The following is a 15,745-nucleotide window of genomic DNA, read 5'->3' as shown; positions in this document are numbered from 1 at the left end:
AGTTATTAAAAAACTTAAAAGAAAGGGGGAGAAACTGTGCCAATTATAATTTTAGTATTTGGATTATCGCTGTTAGTTAGTTCGATTGCTAGTTACGTTTTAAAGAATAAAAAGTTGAATCGAGAACTTTCCGCAGCGCAACGAGAAGCTGAACGAATTGAAGCAGATAATGAAAATACGGTTAACCATACGGTAGCAGAGATTGAAGCACAAACGCAACAAGAGTTAGCTGAATTTCAAGCAGAAGCAGAACAAGAGATTGAAGAACAAGATGCTGAAAACCAGGCGCGAGGTCAACGTTTAGACTTTCGGGAAAAAAGTTTAGATAGTTCTGCGGCACGTTTGGAAAGATTTCACCAAACCATCAAGAAACAACAAGGTGATTTGACCGCTACCCAAACGAAAATTGATGAAACCAAAAAGCAAGCGCGTGATTTGGTAGCACAACGCGCTGCGGTGGTTTACGAAAAGAGTGGATTAACTCCAGAACAAACCCGACAATTAGTGATTCAAAATACAGAAACTAAGTTAAAACAAGACTATGATGTGACCGTTCGTGAAAATCATGATGATATGGTTTGGAATGCTAAAAAAGAAGCTAACAACTTAATGATTAAGGCGTTGGAATGTGGGGTTCAAGATGTTCCAAGAGACCACATTGATCGCAATATCATTATTCCAGACGAAGCAATTCGGAATAAGATTACTGGTAGAGCAGAACAGTGGTTACGATTAGTCGAAAGTTTAGCCGGAGTGGATTTGATTTTTCACCCCGAATATCCAGAAGTTTTAATTATTAACACTAATGATCCAATTCGACGTGAAATCACACGGGAAACCATTAATGAGTTAGTGGCATCTCGCCAAATTAATGCGGCAGTGATTGAAAATATCGTCAACGAGGTGCAACGCCGAGTAATGGATAATCTTCGAATCTTTGGTGAAGAAACTTGTAACCAACTTCGCTTAGGCTGGGTTCATCCCGATCTAATGAAGTTGATTGGTCGTTTGAAATACCGGACTAGTTACAGTCAAAATGTCTTGCAACATTCCGTTGAAGTAGCGGAACTTTGTGGTGCAATGGCATTGGAACTAGGCTTAAATGTGCGCCAAGCTAAACGAGCTGGTTTATTGCATGATATTGGAAAGGCAATTGACCGAGAAGTTAACGGAACTCACGTTGAGTTAGGGGTGCGAATTACCGAAGCCTTTGAGGAAAGTGATGTCATCATTAATTCCATTGCCGCATCTCACGGGGATACTGAAACCGATAACCTAATTGCGGTGTTAGTTAAAGTTGCTGACTCAATGTCTGGAGCTCGTCCAGGTGCTCGTAGCGAATCCGTTGAAGAATACATTAATCGTTTGAAGGGCTTAGAAAGAATTGCTAATAGTCATGAAGGTGTCAAAGATAGCTATGCAATTCAAGCTGGTCGTGAAGTTCGCATTATTGTAGATCCACGGATGGTAACCACCGAACAAGGGGAAGCCATTACGCGCGATGTCTGTGATCAAATCGAAGCCGAATTAACTTATCCAGGTAAGATTAAGGTAACCACCATTCGGAAACTAAACGTTGTCCAATATGTGGGTGGAAAACCTAATCTAAAGAAAAAGAAACACGCTAGTTAATAAAAAAGACTAACACTTCTAAATTTGAAGTGCTGGTCTTTTTAGTTAGTTATTTTTTAATGCCTAAGAAATCAAGCCAACCATAGTAGTTAAAGTTACAGAGATTTTGATAAAGGCTAATTGTTTCAGTTTCAGAATAAGAATGTTTTAAAATATCATAGAAGGTTGCTGTATTAGAATAGACAAGAAAATGAATTTGGCGCCGGTTTAATTCAAAGTTAGCAGCTAAGAAACCTTGATCTAACATGGCTTCGATGGCCCGGATGATATTATCGGCAAAGAATTTAGTGATTAGTTCGGCTAGGTTATTGTATTTAGAACCATTGGTCTTAAATAAGAGTAACTCAGCAATTTCTGGATTTTGATAGATTTGGTGAATCAAATCGTCCATGTTCAAAATTTTAGTGAGGAAAAGTTCACTTAAATTAGCCGCCGTCATGTTAGCAATAGCCGGATTAATTTGATTTAAGTAGCTAGCTTGGAGCTCCTCTAAAAAGGGAGCCACTAATTTTTCTAAGAGTTCATCCTTAGACTTAAAGTGTTTATAAAAAGCTCCAGTAGTTAGATTAGCCTGGCGACAAATATCGCGTAGTTTTGTGTCTTTGAATCCATTGGCTAAAAAAGCCGTCTTGGCGGAATCTAGCAGTAGTTGATTGGTGACTTCATAGTTTCGTTGGTTAGCCATTGTAAAATACCTCGTTAAAAAAGCTTGCAAAAATTAGATAACGATGTTATCTTAATTAGGTAACGTTGTTATCTTATCAAAAATTGATTATCGAATAGGAGAATTTATGAAGAAAATTTTAAAAATATCAGGATTAATTCTTACATTTACTACCATAGCATTATTTTTAACTGGATGTAAAAGTAATTCTGAAAAACACCCGGATAAAATTAAAGTTGCCACTTCCACTAACTTTTACGGTGAACCCGCTAAAGCAATTTTAGGTGATCACGGTACGGTTACTTCCATCGTAAACTCTGGAACTGATCCCCACGAGTTTACTCCTAAGAACTCAGACGCCAAGGCCGTTAGTGACGCTAACGTGGTGGTTGAAAACGGACTTGATTATGACGAATGGATGAGCAAACTTACCAGTAACAGCTCAGATGACTTAGACGTGATTAACGTTGGAAAAGTCATGAACAAAAAGGATGGGGACAACGAACACATCTGGTACGATCCTGAAACAATGGATAAAGTGGCCGATAAATTAGTTGCTTCATACAGCAAGCTTCAACCAGAAAACAAAAAAGAATTTGAAAAGAATGCTGCTAATTACAAAAAAGAATGGAAAAAGACTCGTGATTTAGTAACTAAACTTTCTCAAAACGGTGACAACAAGAAAGTTGATGTTAGTGAACCAGTCTTTAACTATTCATTAGAAGCAATGGGATACAAGATTAACAACGAAAGTTATGCCAATGCCGTTGAAAAAGACGTTGATCCTTCACCAAAAGCATTAGCCCAAGTAAAAGAAGATATTAAAGGTAGGAAGATTGCGTTCTTCGTAGAAAATACGCAAACTAAGAACAAGACCGTTGATAGTTTAGTTAAACTAGCTGAAGAAAATGACGTTCCGGTAGTTAAGGTTACTGAAACAGTTCCTGCTGGTACAAACTACTTTGATTGGATGAACAGTCAATACAAACAAATTGAAAAGATTCAAGCAGAAAACAAATAATAAATAAAAATAGCTCTCCAGTAATCATTACTGGGGAGCTATTTATTTACTTAATAACTTTAAAGTTACGATATTTATCTGCATCAATTTCTGGATGATACTTGAGGTAACTGGCAATTAGATTACTCATAGTCACGGTGTTGTAACGAAGGACTTTATCTTCGTTAAACATCGGATAATGACCACCACCAACTGCTCGATAAGTATTTAAAGCAATTTTGAGTTTCATTTTGTTAGTGACTGGTTGACCATGGTAAGTCGGGTTGATAATTCGTTGTCCAATGGGATTGGACACTTTAATGGTGTAATCAACTCCCGCATACATGTCGTAGTTATAGTCGCGAATTTTAGGATGGTGATATTTAGGATCAACAATAACTTGATCATTTTTCACCATAAAGTATTCGGCAGTTCTTTCTAACGCGGCCTTTAAGTCAGCACCAGAGATTTCTAATAAGGCTAATGTATTTGGATAAACGTAGTTGGTGATGATATTACGCATGGTGATAGGATTTTCAAACCCGCGAGCTTCATTCGAGAATAGGGCGGTTCCAGAAAGGTCACAACCCATAGTTTCCATTTGAACCTTTTGAATGAAGTTAATGAAGTTAGCACCATGAGTTCTGACTTGGAAAGGATCTTCGTAGTTCATGGAGCCGTTAATATGGGCTAATGGTTTGGCTAACCAATCTTCCACAGCGTCCTGTACGGGAGCAATGGCATTTTTGATGGCTTTGTCCGGTTTTTCTTCACCGGTCTTGATGATTTTTTGGGTGGTATGTTTTACTTGGTATTTGCCGTCTTCTTTTTCTACTGTAATTTGAATGCGACCGACATAGCTACCGCGATGTCCCGGTTGCACGTAAGGAATTCCAAATAGTTTTCCGGCTAAAGAACGATGTTGATGACCAGTAGCCATCACATCGATGCCAGGCACTTCTTTCATAATTTGGTATGCTTCGTTTTCACCGTCAATCTTGTCGTTAGGTTGTCCGTTGCTTAAGTCACGTTCAAAACCACCGTGATAAAGGACGACGACTACGTCTGCTTCTTTTTGCATTTCCGGAACCCAGCGTTTAGCGGCTTCCACGGCTGGGATAAATTTAAGACCTTTGACGGATTCCTTATTTTCCCAAGCATCCACGGATTGAGTGGTTAATCCTAGGACAGCAACTTTTACGTCACCGAACTCTTTAATGGAGAAAGGTTTGCCTAACGCCGGGGTGCCATCGTCTTTTAAAATGTTAGCGGAAATAAATTCACGCTTGGCATCAGCAATTGCGTTTTTGAGATAAGCTTGACCGTAATTAAATTCGTGATTACCAATCGTTCCAAAGTCATAATCAATTTCGTTAAAAGCCGCAGTAATTGCACTAGGGCTTCGATTCTCTTGGACTTCAGCTTGATAATAAGCTAGTGGAGAACCTTCAAGAAAATCACCATCATCAAGGATTAAGGTGTGATCTGCACGAGCTTGTTCCTTTCTGATAATGGTGGCGGCCTTTTCTAGACCAAACGGCATGTTTGCATTTGGCTTAACGTAGTTAGTAGGTTCTATAAATCCGTGTGTATCGCTGGTTGTTAAGATCGTAATTTTCATGAGCGCGGCCCTCCACTTGTATAATGTTTAAATTATAGTATTAATTCGGGAAAGTGTAAATTAATATTCTAATTTGTAATCTAATATTAAATTTAGTTTTATAAGGAAGTCTAAACTTTTTGTAAACTTTGTTGACGTTATAAGTGGTTGTGCTATGATTGTGTGGTAAGATAGTTAGCAATAAGTTTTTCTGACAGTAATGTCGTTAAATATTAAGGAGGTTGTTTTAATATGTTAAACCTATACGTTGCACCTAGTAGTGCATCAAGCCGTAAAGCACGCAACTGGTTAAAGGATCACAACATTTCCTTTAAGGAAAGAAATATTAACTCCAGACCGTTAAATGCTAAAGAAGTTAAACACGTCCTACGTTTGACTGAAAATGGTAGTGAGGATATTATTTCAACTAGATCTAACATCTTCAAGAAACTTCATCTTGATTTAGATGAACTTTCATTAGGTCAATTAGTTGATTTATTGGTTAAATATCCTGATTTGATCAAACGTCCTATTATTTTTGATGATAAACGTCTAGAAGTTGGATACAACGAAGAAGAAATCAGAAGATTCCTTCCCCGTGACGTTCGTCAAGCAGAATTAAAAGAATTAGAAGCTAAATTAAGTGCATAAAAAACAAACGTCCTCCGGGGCGTTTTTTGATTGGAGAAATTTATGATTAAAATGGTAGCGTTAGACCTCGACCACACGTTGTTAACCTCAACTAAAACAATTAGTAAAGTAAACGAATTAGAATTAAAAAAACTACACGAGCAAGGGATTAAAGTGGTGCTTTGTACCGGAAGACCCATTAACGCCATTTGGAAGTTTATTGAGCAACTAGAACTGTTACAAGCAGATGACTATACCATTACCTTTAACGGTGGGTTAGTGATTAGAAATCATGATCATCATGAATTAGCCAAAACTGGAATGCCTAAGCAACAGTTTCGGGCAATTTATGACTATGCAAAGCAAAATGATTTTCCCCTCGATATTTTGGACTTTCAACAGGTTTATCCCATCACGGACTTAAAACCTTCTATTTATCGGCAGATGTTGGCAGCTAAGATGGATTTTGTTCCCACGGAATTTGCTGATTTGCCGGATGAAAGCTTCTCCAAGGGAATTATGGCAGCTGAAAAGAACGTCTTGGATGAAGCCGTGGCTAAAATGCCTGCTGAAGTAGCTCAGCAATACCACATTGTTCGCTCACAAGATCAAATCTTAGAATTTTTACCGGTCAATAGTGACAAAGCGGCCGGTTTAGAGCAGTTATTAAAGCAGTTTGGTTGGGATTTTTCTAATTTAATGGCCTTTGGTGATGCCGAAAACGATGCTGGTATGTTAAAATCAGCTAAAATCGGGGTAGCCATGGGGAATGCGACTCCCGCAATTAAAGCCATTGCTAATGAAGAAACGGTTACCAACGATGAAGATGGCGTAGCAGTCTTTTTGAAAAAGTATTTTGACTAATTTAGGAGAATAAAATGACTAAACTAGGAATTATTGGTGGAATTGGTCCAGAAGCCACCGTTGATTATTACCTATCAATTATTAAGCAATACCAACAAAGCATGGGTAATCAACAAGTGTTACCAGAAATTACGATTGAAAGTATTAATATGTATCATATGTTTGCGTTGCTGCAGGATAAAAAATATGATCAAGTCGTTGCATACCTCAAGACAGCAGTTGATCATTTAGAAGCTGCGGGAGCTGACTTTGCAATTATGTGTGGAAATACGCCTCACATTGTGTTTGAACAGTTACAACAACAAACTAACCTTCCATTAATGAGTATGGTAGAAACTTCCGTTGCGGAAGCACAACGTTTAGGATTAAAACGTTTGGGTCTTTTAGGAACTAGATTTACCATGGAAAATGATTTTTTTGTTGCTCCATTTGAAAGAGCAGGGATTGAAATTAAAATTCCTAATCCTGATGAGATTAACTTTATTCACGAAAAAATTGTTTCAGAATTAGAAAATGGGATTGTTAAACCAGAGACAAAAAAACAACTATTAGCAATTGCTGAACGAATGATTTCTGCTAATCATTTAGACGGTATTATTCTAGGTTGTACCGAATTACCTCTCATTTTGAAACCAGAAGATTTTAATGTGGAAACTTTTGATATTACTAAAATTCACATTGCGGCAATTGTTAAAGAACTAATTAAATAAGCGTATAATTAAGGCAAATAAAGGTAAAGAAGGTTGATAAGATGGAGCATTTATTAGCTGATATTAAGACAGATGTGGACAAACAAGCATTCATTAAGCAGTTAGAAACGGAACTACCAAAAGCCATGATAACGGCTTGGCAACAACTGCCCTTAGCTGATTATGGTCGGCCATTTTTACTTGCTGAATTTGCCCAAAAATTGCCACAAATGGACCCATCAAGTTTATTAGCTGAGTTAGCTAAAGCGGACATTTATCCGGGGTCGGTTGTGATTGAACGACTAGCACCAATTATTGCTGCTAAGGGATACGAGAAGAAAAAGAATGTTTGCGGTCCCGATAGCATGGTTTACTTTACTAATAAGCAATATTTTGATGACGTCCGAAACTATCAAAAGACGGCTGCAGCCGAATTTGCAGAACAAGTTTTTAGTTTGGATTGGAACGTTTATTCGGACTGGAACTACCGTCATCCTTTAACCTATTTCGATGTGTTTGACATTTTATTTGCTTAAAAACACCAGCCCAATTTGGGTTGGTGTTTTTTTAAATCTTTTTGGTTGACGTAATCAGAAAATAGAGTTACTTTATAAACAACAAGTTACTTATAAAAATACAGAAAGAGGCAATTATCATGAAATATGCAATTACAGGTGCAACTGGAAAATACGGACAAGCAGCAATTAAGGAATTATTAGAGTTAACCGACGCTAATAACATCATTGCGTTGGCTAGAAACGTGGAAAAGGGACAAAAACTATTACCCGCAGGAGTTGAAGTTCGTCCCGGTGACTACAACGACGAAGCTCAACTAGAAAAATCACTTCAAGGGGTTGATCGTCTACTATTGGTTTCTTCATTACCAGGCCAAGCCGTAGATCGTTTAGAACAACACCAAAACGTATTGAAAGCTGCGAAAGCCAGCGGAGTTAAGTTTATCGCTTATACTAGTTTCCCAGCAGCTGATCAATCTAGCGAAGATTTTGTGCAAGACCATAAGGATACGGAAACAGCAATCATTAACTCTGGCTTAGATTATGCGCTTCTTCGAGACAACTGGTACCTAGGAAACGAAACCAGCACCATTGTTGCCGCAAGTAAAGGAGAACCATTTGTTTATGCAGCCGGACGTGCTAAAATTGGATGGACAAACGAAAAGTACTACGCAATTGCCGGTGCCAAAGTTTTATACCATTCTGATAAAAAGATTTATGAACTAGGTGGCAAGTTACATACTTACGCTGAATTAGCGGATGCAGTGAAAGAAGTTACTGGAGCCGACTTTAAGGTAATTAGTTTAACTCCCGCCGAATATCAACAACAATTGATTAAATCAGGAATGGGCGAAGATTTGGCAGCAGTAATTACTAGTTTCCAATCATTAATTAGAACCGATGCGCTAGACGTTGAGGGGACTGATTTAGAAAAAGTCTTGGGTTATCCATTACCTAGCTTAACTGAGTCAGTCAAAGAAATTTTAAAATAAAGGAGTAGTTTTTTGAAATTCTCACACCGCCTAAGCGACGCCATTCATATCCTAGCTTACATTGAAATTTTCCAAAACCATGATTTATCTAGTAAGGCCATTGCTGAAAGTGTGCAATCCAATCCCAGCTTGGTACGAAGAATCATGGCGCAGTTAAAGAAACAGGGAATTTTGATTACGGAACCGGGCAGAATCAATCCCAAAGTGGGCCGGCCCACTAATCAAGTTACCGTTTGGGATATCTATCAGGCGTTAGATGAAGGACCACTGCTTCATATTGATACGGAAACTAATCAAGCTTGTCCGGTCGGGAGAAATATTCAAGAGACGCTCAACGGAGTGTATGAAAAGATTCAACTGGCGGCCGAAGCTGAGATGAAGAACGTAACGTTAGCCGATGTGGTCAGTGATTTACAAGTTAAGATGAAATAAAAAAACTTCTGAATGTTAAATTCTGATGTGAACCCATAAAGTTGGACACATTATTTAGCCTTTCTAGGAGACAAGTTTTCGATATTGAATCGGAGATTTGCCTCCTAGTTTTGTTTTAATACGATAATTATTGTAATAATAAATCCAATTCCTAACGGAATTTATTAGTTCCTCTTTTGTATTAAAATTGTTTCCTATTTCAATTTTTAAAATGTGAAAAAATGATTCAATAACCGCATTATCTAAACACGTTGCTTTACGTGACATGCTTTGGGTAATGCGGTTTTTCCTTAGAAATTTATTTAAACGTTTATTTTGATAGTGAACACCCTGATCAGAATGAAAGAATCTTTTGAATTTTGTTTTAGGCAATTTTAAAACAGCTTCTTTAATTGGTGAAAAAACTGAATCAAAATCAGGATGATCACTAACACTATATGAAATAATTTCACCAGAAAACAAATCTAAAACTGGATTTAAATATATTCGTTCATTGATACTTTGATTTCCATATCTTAGTTCTGTTGTATCTGATGCTAATTTTTGAAACGGAATTGGAGTATTGAATCGACGATTCAATCTGTTTTTAAATCTTTTACCAACATTACCTTCGTAAGAATTATATCTACGTCTTTTCTTTCCGAAAACTGATGATAGAAGATTATGTTTTTTCATAATTCGAAGTACACGTTTATGGTTAACATTTTTACCAGCATTATTAAGTGCCAATGTAACTCTTCTATACCCATAATTAGGATTGTTTTCCTTAATCTCTTTTATTAGTTTAATTATATTTACATCTTTGTTTATTGAATGCGATGAAATCGCGTAATAATAGTTACTTCTAGGTAATTTAACGGCTCTTAAAATGAAACTTAAACTAACCTTGAATTTACGCCTTAAATCATCAATTACCATTACTTTTTCTTTGTTTGTTTTTGATCTAAGGCTTTCAGTTTTTTTAGATATTCATTTTGAATTCTAAGCATTAAATTTTCTTCTTCAAGTTGCTTCAATCTTTCATCTTTTGATAATTTAGTTTGTTTTGTTATCTTGTTTTTAGTCATTTTGGGATTACCTCGTTTTCTTGATAATCCGATTATACCTAATTCATCAAACTGATGTTGCCAAAAATAGATAGTACTTTCAGAATGTATTTTAAATTTATTGCACAATTCCGATAAAGTAGAATTATTTGAATTTTTATATTTCAATACTTTAATTTTAAATTCTAAAGAATACTCTATTTGATGACGATTTTTACAACTAATCATGCTGAAATTTTTGTTTTTAATTCTATTAATCCATACTAATATAACCGATTTTGAAACATGGTACTTTTGGGACAACGTAGTTGACCCAATTCCGTTAAAATATTCTTCTATAATTTTATTTTTTACTTCGTAATTTATTCTTGGCATAACAAAAACCCCACAAGTTAGATTATTGTCCAACTTGTGGGGTTCACATCATTCAGAAGTTTTTGTTTTATTTATTTAAGTTATTAAAGAGATTTAAGAAGAGGTTCATAAATTCTTGTAAGTAACGTTCCTTGTCGACGTTAACGGCAACGTTAACGTTGGTGTCGGGATCGTTTAGACGAGCTTTATCGGCAATGGTTCTGGCGTAATAAGCATCGTGTTCAGTAGTTACCATGATGTTTAGATGAAGCATGGTAACGAAACTAGGGTCAATGGCAACCCCAACTGCGAGGGGATCATGAAGGGAACAACCACCAAGTTCAGGATAAATGTCGGCGTAAACATCGATGTAGTAATCTACGATATCAGCCATCTTTTGACCAGCTTCGGTGTTAGTTGCACGCCATTGCTTTGTTTCTGCCTTAGTTAATAAAGTTCTAAGGGTAACATCAAGTCCCACCATGTTGATGTTTAAGTCACTGGTGAACATTTCGTTGGCAGCAACGGGATCTTGTTCGATGTTGGCTTCAGCAACTGGAGTTACGTTTCCAGGTACTGTAAGGGCGCCTCCCATAATGGTAATGTTATTAACTTGTTTCATAACATCATGATTCTTTTTAATGGCAGCAGCAATGTTAGTCATAGGACCAGTTGCAACAATTGTTAGGTCTTTGCCATATTTTTCTGCAGCCTCAATCATGAAGTCCACTCCATTTTGACTTTCAAAGTCATGGGTAGCAGGCTCTAAATCAACGTCACCAATTCCATTTTCTCCGTGGATTTGGGCGTTAATATCAATTCTTTGATATTTATGATCAACTGGGTCAGTATTTCCGATGAAAACCGGAACCTGATCAGCATGAAGGAGATGTAGTACTCTTAGCGCATTAACAGCGGCACGATTAGCTTCGATATTACCGTAAGATGATAATACTCCGATTAATTCAACGTTTGGATCAGCGATGGCATAGGTAATTGCCATTGCATCATCAACACCGGTATCAACATCTAAAATCATTTTCTTAACACTCATACGACTTCTCCCTGGATTATTAATATATTTCTCTAATAATACGTTAAAATCATGATTATTTCAATAATAAAACAACAAAAAACGGACATTTGCGAAGAATTGTTTCGTAAATGCACCGTTTTTAGTTTATTTATACATATATTGAGCGATTATTTTATTAATTGCCGGGTTTTCGTGTAACATCGAGTGTTGCGCTTGTTGTGGATCACCGTGGTAGACGTAGTAGGTATATTCCTTAACGTGGTCCTTAACCAAGTTTCCAAATGGTTGCACATCTCGAGTAGGGATTAAACCATCACTTCCAGTATGATCAATATCACCACAAAGGTTTAAAATCCGAAGATTCTTAGGAAGGTTAACGATGTTTTTATCGTGAAGTGGGTAGGTATTGGCCATTGAAATAAAGTTATCTACTTGAGGTAATTGATCGGCAGGAATTTTATTTAAGTTATCTTTGTTGGTAAGATAATCATAGATAATTTCTCCCCCGGATGAGTGTCCGATTAAGTTGACGTTTTTAATCCCATACTTATCGTGTAAATACTTCATTAAGTTGGGCATCAATTTCGATTCAATTGCTGGTTTATTATTGGTTTGAAAGTTTACCTGTACCAAAGGATTGTTCTTATCAATCTTGGCGTATTGTTTGACGGTTTCAACTTTTCCGTTATCTTTAACGTAGACTTGTAAAGCTTTAGTTGCTACCCCATCACGGTCCCAAGATGATACCATATAATCAGAGGTAATGAAGTTACCACCCAGACCGGGGATAAATACTGTGGCAGTTCTAGTTTGCTTTACGGTATATGATGACTCTTTGTGAGCGTTATACCACCAACCGCCAAAGCCGACTGCTAAAATGAGGAGGAAGATAGTAAAAATAAATGTTTTCTTGTATTTCATAATGGTAAAGTTCCTTTGTAATTAGATTTAGATTAGGTTGATAAAATGACAAACAATTTATATGATATCACAATTATCGGTGGTGGCCCCATCGGAATGTTCGCTGGTTTTTATGCTGGCCTTAGAAATGCGAAAGCACAAATTATTGAAAGTTTACCAGAAATGGGCGGTCAGGTTAAAGCCCTTTATCCAGAAAAAACAATTTTAGATGTAGCGGGTTTTGCTGGCTTAACTGGTGCAGAGTTGATTGCTAACTTACAAGAGCAACTTGATACAATGACTGAAGTTGATCAAAAAGTAGACACTAAGGTGTTAAACCTTAAAAAGGTGGATGCTGGGTTTGAAATCACAACCACCAAGGGAGTTAGTTACAGTAAGGCCGTGATTCTGGCTGCCGGTAATGGTTCCTTTAAACCGCGAGAACTACGCGCAGAAAACGTTGATGCTGTAGCCGATAAATTCATTTCTTACAGCGTTACTAACTTAGAGAAGTTTGCTGGAAAAGACGTGATGGTTGCTGGTGGAGGAGACTCCGCCGTTGATATGGCGCTATTACTTGAAAAGGTAGCTAACCAAGTTTCTATTTTGCACCGGCGCGCTGAATTTCGCGGATTAGAACACATGATTGATAAGTTAAATGAATCATCAGTGCAAATTTTAACCCCTTACTTGATTAAACGTCTAGACCAAGTTGATGATAAATTACAAGTGACCGCTAAAAAGGTTAAGACTGATGAGGAAACGCAATTTAGCGTTGATGAGCTAGTGGTTAACTATGGATTTATCTCTAACAATAAAGATTTACAGAGTTTTGAAGTCCAACCAGAATTAGAGCACAACTTGGTTAAAGTTAACTCTGAACTAGAAACGTCTGAACCAGGATTGTTTAGTATTGGTGATCAAGCCACTTATCTGGGAAAAGATACTTTAATTGCCACTGGGTTAGGTGAGGCACCAATTGCGGTTAATACAATTATGAAGCAGCTTTATCCAGATCGTCGTTTGCCAATTCATAGTACATCATTGCATAAATAAATTAAAAAAGTTTTAAAATCAGAATTGATTTTAAAACTTTTTTGTTTTTTTAATTATTTGAATCGGCGTTGGTGATTTGAATTCGGTTAGAATCACTCTTGGGTTCATCAACTTCGGGAGCATCGGTGTTGAAAAGTTTCTTAGTGGTCTTTTGGCCGTTTTGGTCAAAGACACTGGTTGATTTATCACCAAGTTCGTTTTCAATCTTCTTTTCCCGGCTAAATGCATTAGCGTAGTTGTACTTAGTAGGGTCAACCGATTGGAAACCTTTAGGTGTGTAGAAACGAAGTAAGTTTTGTGAATTTAATTTATCAGATAAACTAAGTTCCTTTTTCACTTGTTCTTGCATCTTATCAATTTCTTTTTGGAGTTTTTCGTCCGGTTTGATTACCTTACCCGTCTTAGAGTTATAAATGGTGCCTCCGATACAAGTGTATTTAGGAGAAACCCAATCTTGATTTCTAAAGGCCACGACTTGATCATGATCCTTTGAGAATAAATCAGTTCCAAATTGAACGTATTTCTTTGAATTAATTCCCATTAAGTGCATTAAGGTTGGTAACACATCGATTTCACCACCATAAGTGTGATCAACGTGACCTTGGTTAAAGGACTGGGAGTTAATCATGAAAGGAACTCGTTGGAGTTGAGTATTATCAAAGCTGTTCCAATCCTCTGATTTAATTCCTAATAGTGGGGCTAAACTGGTATTTTCTGCGTTAGAAATTCCGTAGTGATCACCATAGAGTACCACGGCGGTATTCTTGCTTAGACCAGATTTATCAAGGTAGTCATAAAATTCCTTAACGGATTGATCAAGATAATGAGCGGTCACAAAGTAGTTGTTAACAGCAGTATCATCAGTATCTGGCGCCGTAATCTTATCATCGGTTTGATCCTTATCATCGAGTTGGTAAGGGAAGTGATTGGTAACCGTGATGTATTTAGCATAAAACGGTTGTTGCAAGCGTTCGAGATATTTAACGGAGTCGTTGAATAACAACTTATCCTTGAGTCCGTAACCGGAAGCTTTGTCACCGGAAGTATCGTAATAACTAGCGTCAAAGAAGTATTGGTAACCTAGGTTTTTGTAGGTGTTGTTTCGGTTCCAGAAACTAGCCACGTTTCCGTGGAAAACGGCTGAAGTGTAACCCTTTTGATCAAAAATGGCTGGAGCACCTTGGAAGGTATTGTCACTACCTAGTTGAGCAAATAGCGATCCTTGTGGTAATCCATACGTACTGGTTTCTAACATGTTTTCGGCATCAGAAGTCTTTCCTTGGCCGACTTGGTGGAAGAAATTATCAAACGCATAGGTATGATTACTGTTATAAATACTGTTTAAGAACGGCGTTACTTCTTTTCCGTCAATCTTTTTGTTAATCAAGAATTGTTGGAAACTTTCCAAGTGCAACACGATCACGTTTTTACCTTTTAAAGAACCATAAAGTTCTGGATTAGGTTCGGCATAGTGTTTGGAAGTGAAGTCTTGAACCTTATAAATTTCTGACTTGGTAGCGGTAGAACGTAATTCGTTGGTTCGATGAGTTTGGAAGCCATCATAAACGGTGAAAACTTGGAGACCCAAGTACTTTACAACGTAACCACGGTCAAAGGTTCTAGTTAATAGTTGGGGTCGATCCATATCAGCTAACGCAGTGTTAGTGAATAAGAGCAGTGCCCCGATTGAAAAGATGGCAAATCCGATTCGATTGCTAAGTTGCTTCTTGTCAATCTTAATCACCTTGAAGATCAGTAAAACGATAATCAAGATGATATCGAGCCAGTAAAAGGCATCGTGGGGTGACGTTAGGGCTAGTGAACTACCACTTAATCCTTGATCCACCTTGGAATATCCGGTCATGGTTGCCACCGTCATGTAATCGGTGAATTCTCTAAAGTAAATTACATTTAGATAGAGCAAGACGGTGTTTAAGACGTCTAACAAAATGATGGCGGGATAAAATAGCTTCGCTGGTTTCAAATAAAAAGCCAACCCCAACGTAATTACGGTGATGGGGATGGGATTAATTAGTAGAAGAATATGTTGTAGAATTCCACCAGAAATCAAATGAAAATCAACGAGATAGGCGTAAAGGGTCTTCGCCCAGAATAAAAAAGTTAAGAGAAGTAAAAAACCAACTCGGGTATTTACTTTAGCTAATAGGTTTTTAATACGTTTCAAAATAGAGATCCCTTCGATAAATATCATAATCCATAAGGTACATGATAGCAGACTTTTAACGCGAAAAAAACTAAGTTAAGTATAAGAATCATTGATAAATTAGTGTGAGTGGTATACTTGTAAGCATAAAGAGGTTATTATTAACGTCAG

16 protein-coding genes are annotated in these 15,745 nt (G+C 37.2%); 9 read left to right on the top strand and 7 right to left on the bottom strand.

Annotated features, from left to right (window positions below):
• The first annotated feature begins 36 nt into the window (after positions 1-36).
• Entirely contained in the window at positions 37-1,632 is a 1,596-nt protein-coding gene (gene rny, locus R4B61_RS01195) for a ribonuclease Y (RefSeq protein ID WP_413627828.1), read from the top strand.
• Positions 1,633-1,681: 49 nt separating this feature from the next.
• On the opposite strand, the gene R4B61_RS01190 is transcribed toward rny, so the two are convergent.
• Complete coding sequence (locus R4B61_RS01190; RefSeq protein ID WP_413627827.1) at positions 1,682-2,317, bottom strand: TetR/AcrR family transcriptional regulator; 636 nt, start codon at positions 2,315-2,317, stop codon at positions 1,682-1,684.
• 106 nt (positions 2,318-2,423) lie between these two features.
• Here R4B61_RS01190 and R4B61_RS01185 point away from each other — a divergent pair, with 106 nt between their 5' ends.
• A complete protein-coding gene (locus tag R4B61_RS01185) occupies positions 2,424-3,317 on the top strand; it encodes a metal ABC transporter solute-binding protein, Zn/Mn family (RefSeq protein WP_413627826.1) in 894 nt (297 codons plus the stop codon).
• A gap of 46 nt (positions 3,318-3,363) precedes the next feature.
• Here R4B61_RS01185 and R4B61_RS01180 read toward each other — a convergent pair whose 3' ends face one another.
• Positions 3,364-4,917, bottom strand: a complete 1,554-nt coding sequence (locus R4B61_RS01180; RefSeq protein WP_413627825.1) for a bifunctional metallophosphatase/5'-nucleotidase — start codon at positions 4,915-4,917, stop codon at positions 3,364-3,366.
• Positions 4,918-5,148: 231 nt separating this feature from the next.
• Between R4B61_RS01180 and spx the strand changes: the two genes are divergently transcribed.
• The 6 genes from spx to R4B61_RS01150 all read left to right on the top strand — a co-directional run bounded on the left by spx (position 5,149) and on the right by R4B61_RS01150 (position 9,018).
• Positions 5,149-5,547: a transcriptional regulator Spx gene (gene spx / locus R4B61_RS01175; RefSeq protein ID WP_413627824.1), complete on the top strand. Its 399-nt coding sequence runs from the start codon at positions 5,149-5,151 to the stop codon at positions 5,545-5,547.
• 42 nt (positions 5,548-5,589) lie between these two features.
• Positions 5,590-6,390 (top strand): Cof-type HAD-IIB family hydrolase, encoded by an 801-nt coding sequence (locus tag R4B61_RS01170; protein WP_413627823.1) that lies wholly within the window; start codon positions 5,590-5,592, stop codon positions 6,388-6,390.
• A gap of 14 nt (positions 6,391-6,404) precedes the next feature.
• Positions 6,405-7,100 (top strand): aspartate/glutamate racemase family protein, encoded by a 696-nt coding sequence (locus R4B61_RS01165; protein ID WP_413627822.1) that lies wholly within the window; start codon positions 6,405-6,407, stop codon positions 7,098-7,100.
• A gap of 41 nt (positions 7,101-7,141) precedes the next feature.
• Entirely contained in the window at positions 7,142-7,615 is a 474-nt protein-coding gene (locus tag R4B61_RS01160) for a hypothetical protein (protein ID WP_413627821.1), read from the top strand.
• A 119-nt stretch (positions 7,616-7,734) separates the two neighbouring features.
• Positions 7,735-8,586 carry an NAD(P)H-binding protein gene (locus R4B61_RS01155; protein ID WP_413627820.1) on the top strand — a complete coding sequence of 284 codons (852 nt, stop codon included), beginning with the start codon at positions 7,735-7,737 and terminating at the stop codon, positions 8,584-8,586.
• A 12-nt stretch (positions 8,587-8,598) separates the two neighbouring features.
• Positions 8,599-9,018 (top strand): Rrf2 family transcriptional regulator, encoded by a 420-nt coding sequence (locus R4B61_RS01150; protein WP_413627819.1) that lies wholly within the window; start codon positions 8,599-8,601, stop codon positions 9,016-9,018.
• Positions 9,019-9,081: 63 nt separating this feature from the next.
• On the opposite strand, the gene R4B61_RS01145 is transcribed toward R4B61_RS01150, so the two are convergent.
• From R4B61_RS01145 to R4B61_RS01130, 4 genes are all read right to left on the bottom strand, one after another.
• Entirely contained in the window at positions 9,082-9,936 is an 855-nt protein-coding gene (locus tag R4B61_RS01145; RefSeq protein WP_413627384.1) for an IS3 family transposase, read from the bottom strand.
• On the bottom strand, positions 9,936-10,439 hold the full coding sequence (locus R4B61_RS01140) for a helix-turn-helix domain-containing protein (protein WP_413627383.1): 504 nt from the start codon (positions 10,437-10,439) through the stop codon (positions 9,936-9,938). The genes R4B61_RS01145 and R4B61_RS01140 overlap by 1 nt, the downstream gene beginning before the upstream one ends.
• Positions 10,440-10,506: 67 nt before the next feature.
• Complete coding sequence (locus R4B61_RS01135) at positions 10,507-11,472, bottom strand: nucleoside hydrolase (RefSeq protein ID WP_413627818.1); 966 nt, start codon at positions 11,470-11,472, stop codon at positions 10,507-10,509.
• Positions 11,473-11,598: 126 nt separating this feature from the next.
• Positions 11,599-12,375, bottom strand: a complete 777-nt coding sequence (locus R4B61_RS01130; RefSeq protein WP_413627817.1) for an alpha/beta hydrolase — start codon at positions 12,373-12,375, stop codon at positions 11,599-11,601.
• A gap of 45 nt (positions 12,376-12,420) precedes the next feature.
• Here R4B61_RS01130 and R4B61_RS01125 point away from each other — a divergent pair, with 45 nt between their 5' ends.
• Entirely contained in the window at positions 12,421-13,410 is a 990-nt protein-coding gene (locus tag R4B61_RS01125) for an NAD(P)/FAD-dependent oxidoreductase (RefSeq protein ID WP_413627816.1), read from the top strand.
• A 49-nt stretch (positions 13,411-13,459) separates the two neighbouring features.
• On the opposite strand, the gene R4B61_RS01120 is transcribed toward R4B61_RS01125, so the two are convergent.
• Positions 13,460-15,586, bottom strand: a complete 2,127-nt coding sequence (locus R4B61_RS01120) for an LTA synthase family protein (RefSeq protein WP_413628272.1) — start codon at positions 15,584-15,586, stop codon at positions 13,460-13,462.
• Positions 15,587-15,745: the final 159 nt, after the last annotated feature.

Origin of the sequence: Fructilactobacillus vespulae (assembly GCF_047324295.1) — a bacterium.
Taxonomy (GTDB): Bacteria; Bacillota; Bacilli; order Lactobacillales; family Lactobacillaceae; genus Fructilactobacillus; species Fructilactobacillus vespulae.
Note: the sequence above shows the minus strand (reverse complement) of the source record. Positions and strands in the feature narration are given on the sequence as shown.

Excerpts from the sequence above, each read along its gene's own strand:
- R4B61_RS01185 (WP_413627826.1), top strand. The coding sequence starts at position 2,424 with ATGAAGAAAATTTTAAAAATATCAGGATTAATTCTTACATTTACTACC.
- R4B61_RS01190 (WP_413627827.1), bottom strand. The coding sequence starts at position 2,317 with ATGGCTAACCAACGAAACTATGAAGTCACCAATCAACTACTGCTAGAT.
- R4B61_RS01130 (WP_413627817.1), bottom strand. The coding sequence starts at position 12,375 with ATGAAATACAAGAAAACATTTATTTTTACTATCTTCCTCCTCATTTTA.
- R4B61_RS01160 (WP_413627821.1), top strand. The coding sequence starts at position 7,142 with ATGGAGCATTTATTAGCTGATATTAAGACAGATGTGGACAAACAAGCA.
- spx (WP_413627824.1), top strand. The coding sequence starts at position 5,149 with ATGTTAAACCTATACGTTGCACCTAGTAGTGCATCAAGCCGTAAAGCA.
- R4B61_RS01145 (WP_413627384.1), bottom strand. The coding sequence starts at position 9,936 with ATGGTAATTGATGATTTAAGGCGTAAATTCAAGGTTAGTTTAAGTTTC.
- R4B61_RS01170 (WP_413627823.1), top strand. The coding sequence starts at position 5,590 with ATGATTAAAATGGTAGCGTTAGACCTCGACCACACGTTGTTAACCTCA.
- R4B61_RS01155 (WP_413627820.1), top strand. The coding sequence starts at position 7,735 with ATGAAATATGCAATTACAGGTGCAACTGGAAAATACGGACAAGCAGCA.
- R4B61_RS01140 (WP_413627383.1), bottom strand. The coding sequence starts at position 10,439 with ATGCCAAGAATAAATTACGAAGTAAAAAATAAAATTATAGAAGAATAT.
- R4B61_RS01125 (WP_413627816.1), top strand. The coding sequence starts at position 12,421 with ATGACAAACAATTTATATGATATCACAATTATCGGTGGTGGCCCCATC.
- R4B61_RS01165 (WP_413627822.1), top strand. The coding sequence starts at position 6,405 with ATGACTAAACTAGGAATTATTGGTGGAATTGGTCCAGAAGCCACCGTT.
- R4B61_RS01180 (WP_413627825.1), bottom strand. The coding sequence starts at position 4,917 with ATGAAAATTACGATCTTAACAACCAGCGATACACACGGATTTATAGAA.
- R4B61_RS01135 (WP_413627818.1), bottom strand. The coding sequence starts at position 11,472 with ATGAGTGTTAAGAAAATGATTTTAGATGTTGATACCGGTGTTGATGAT.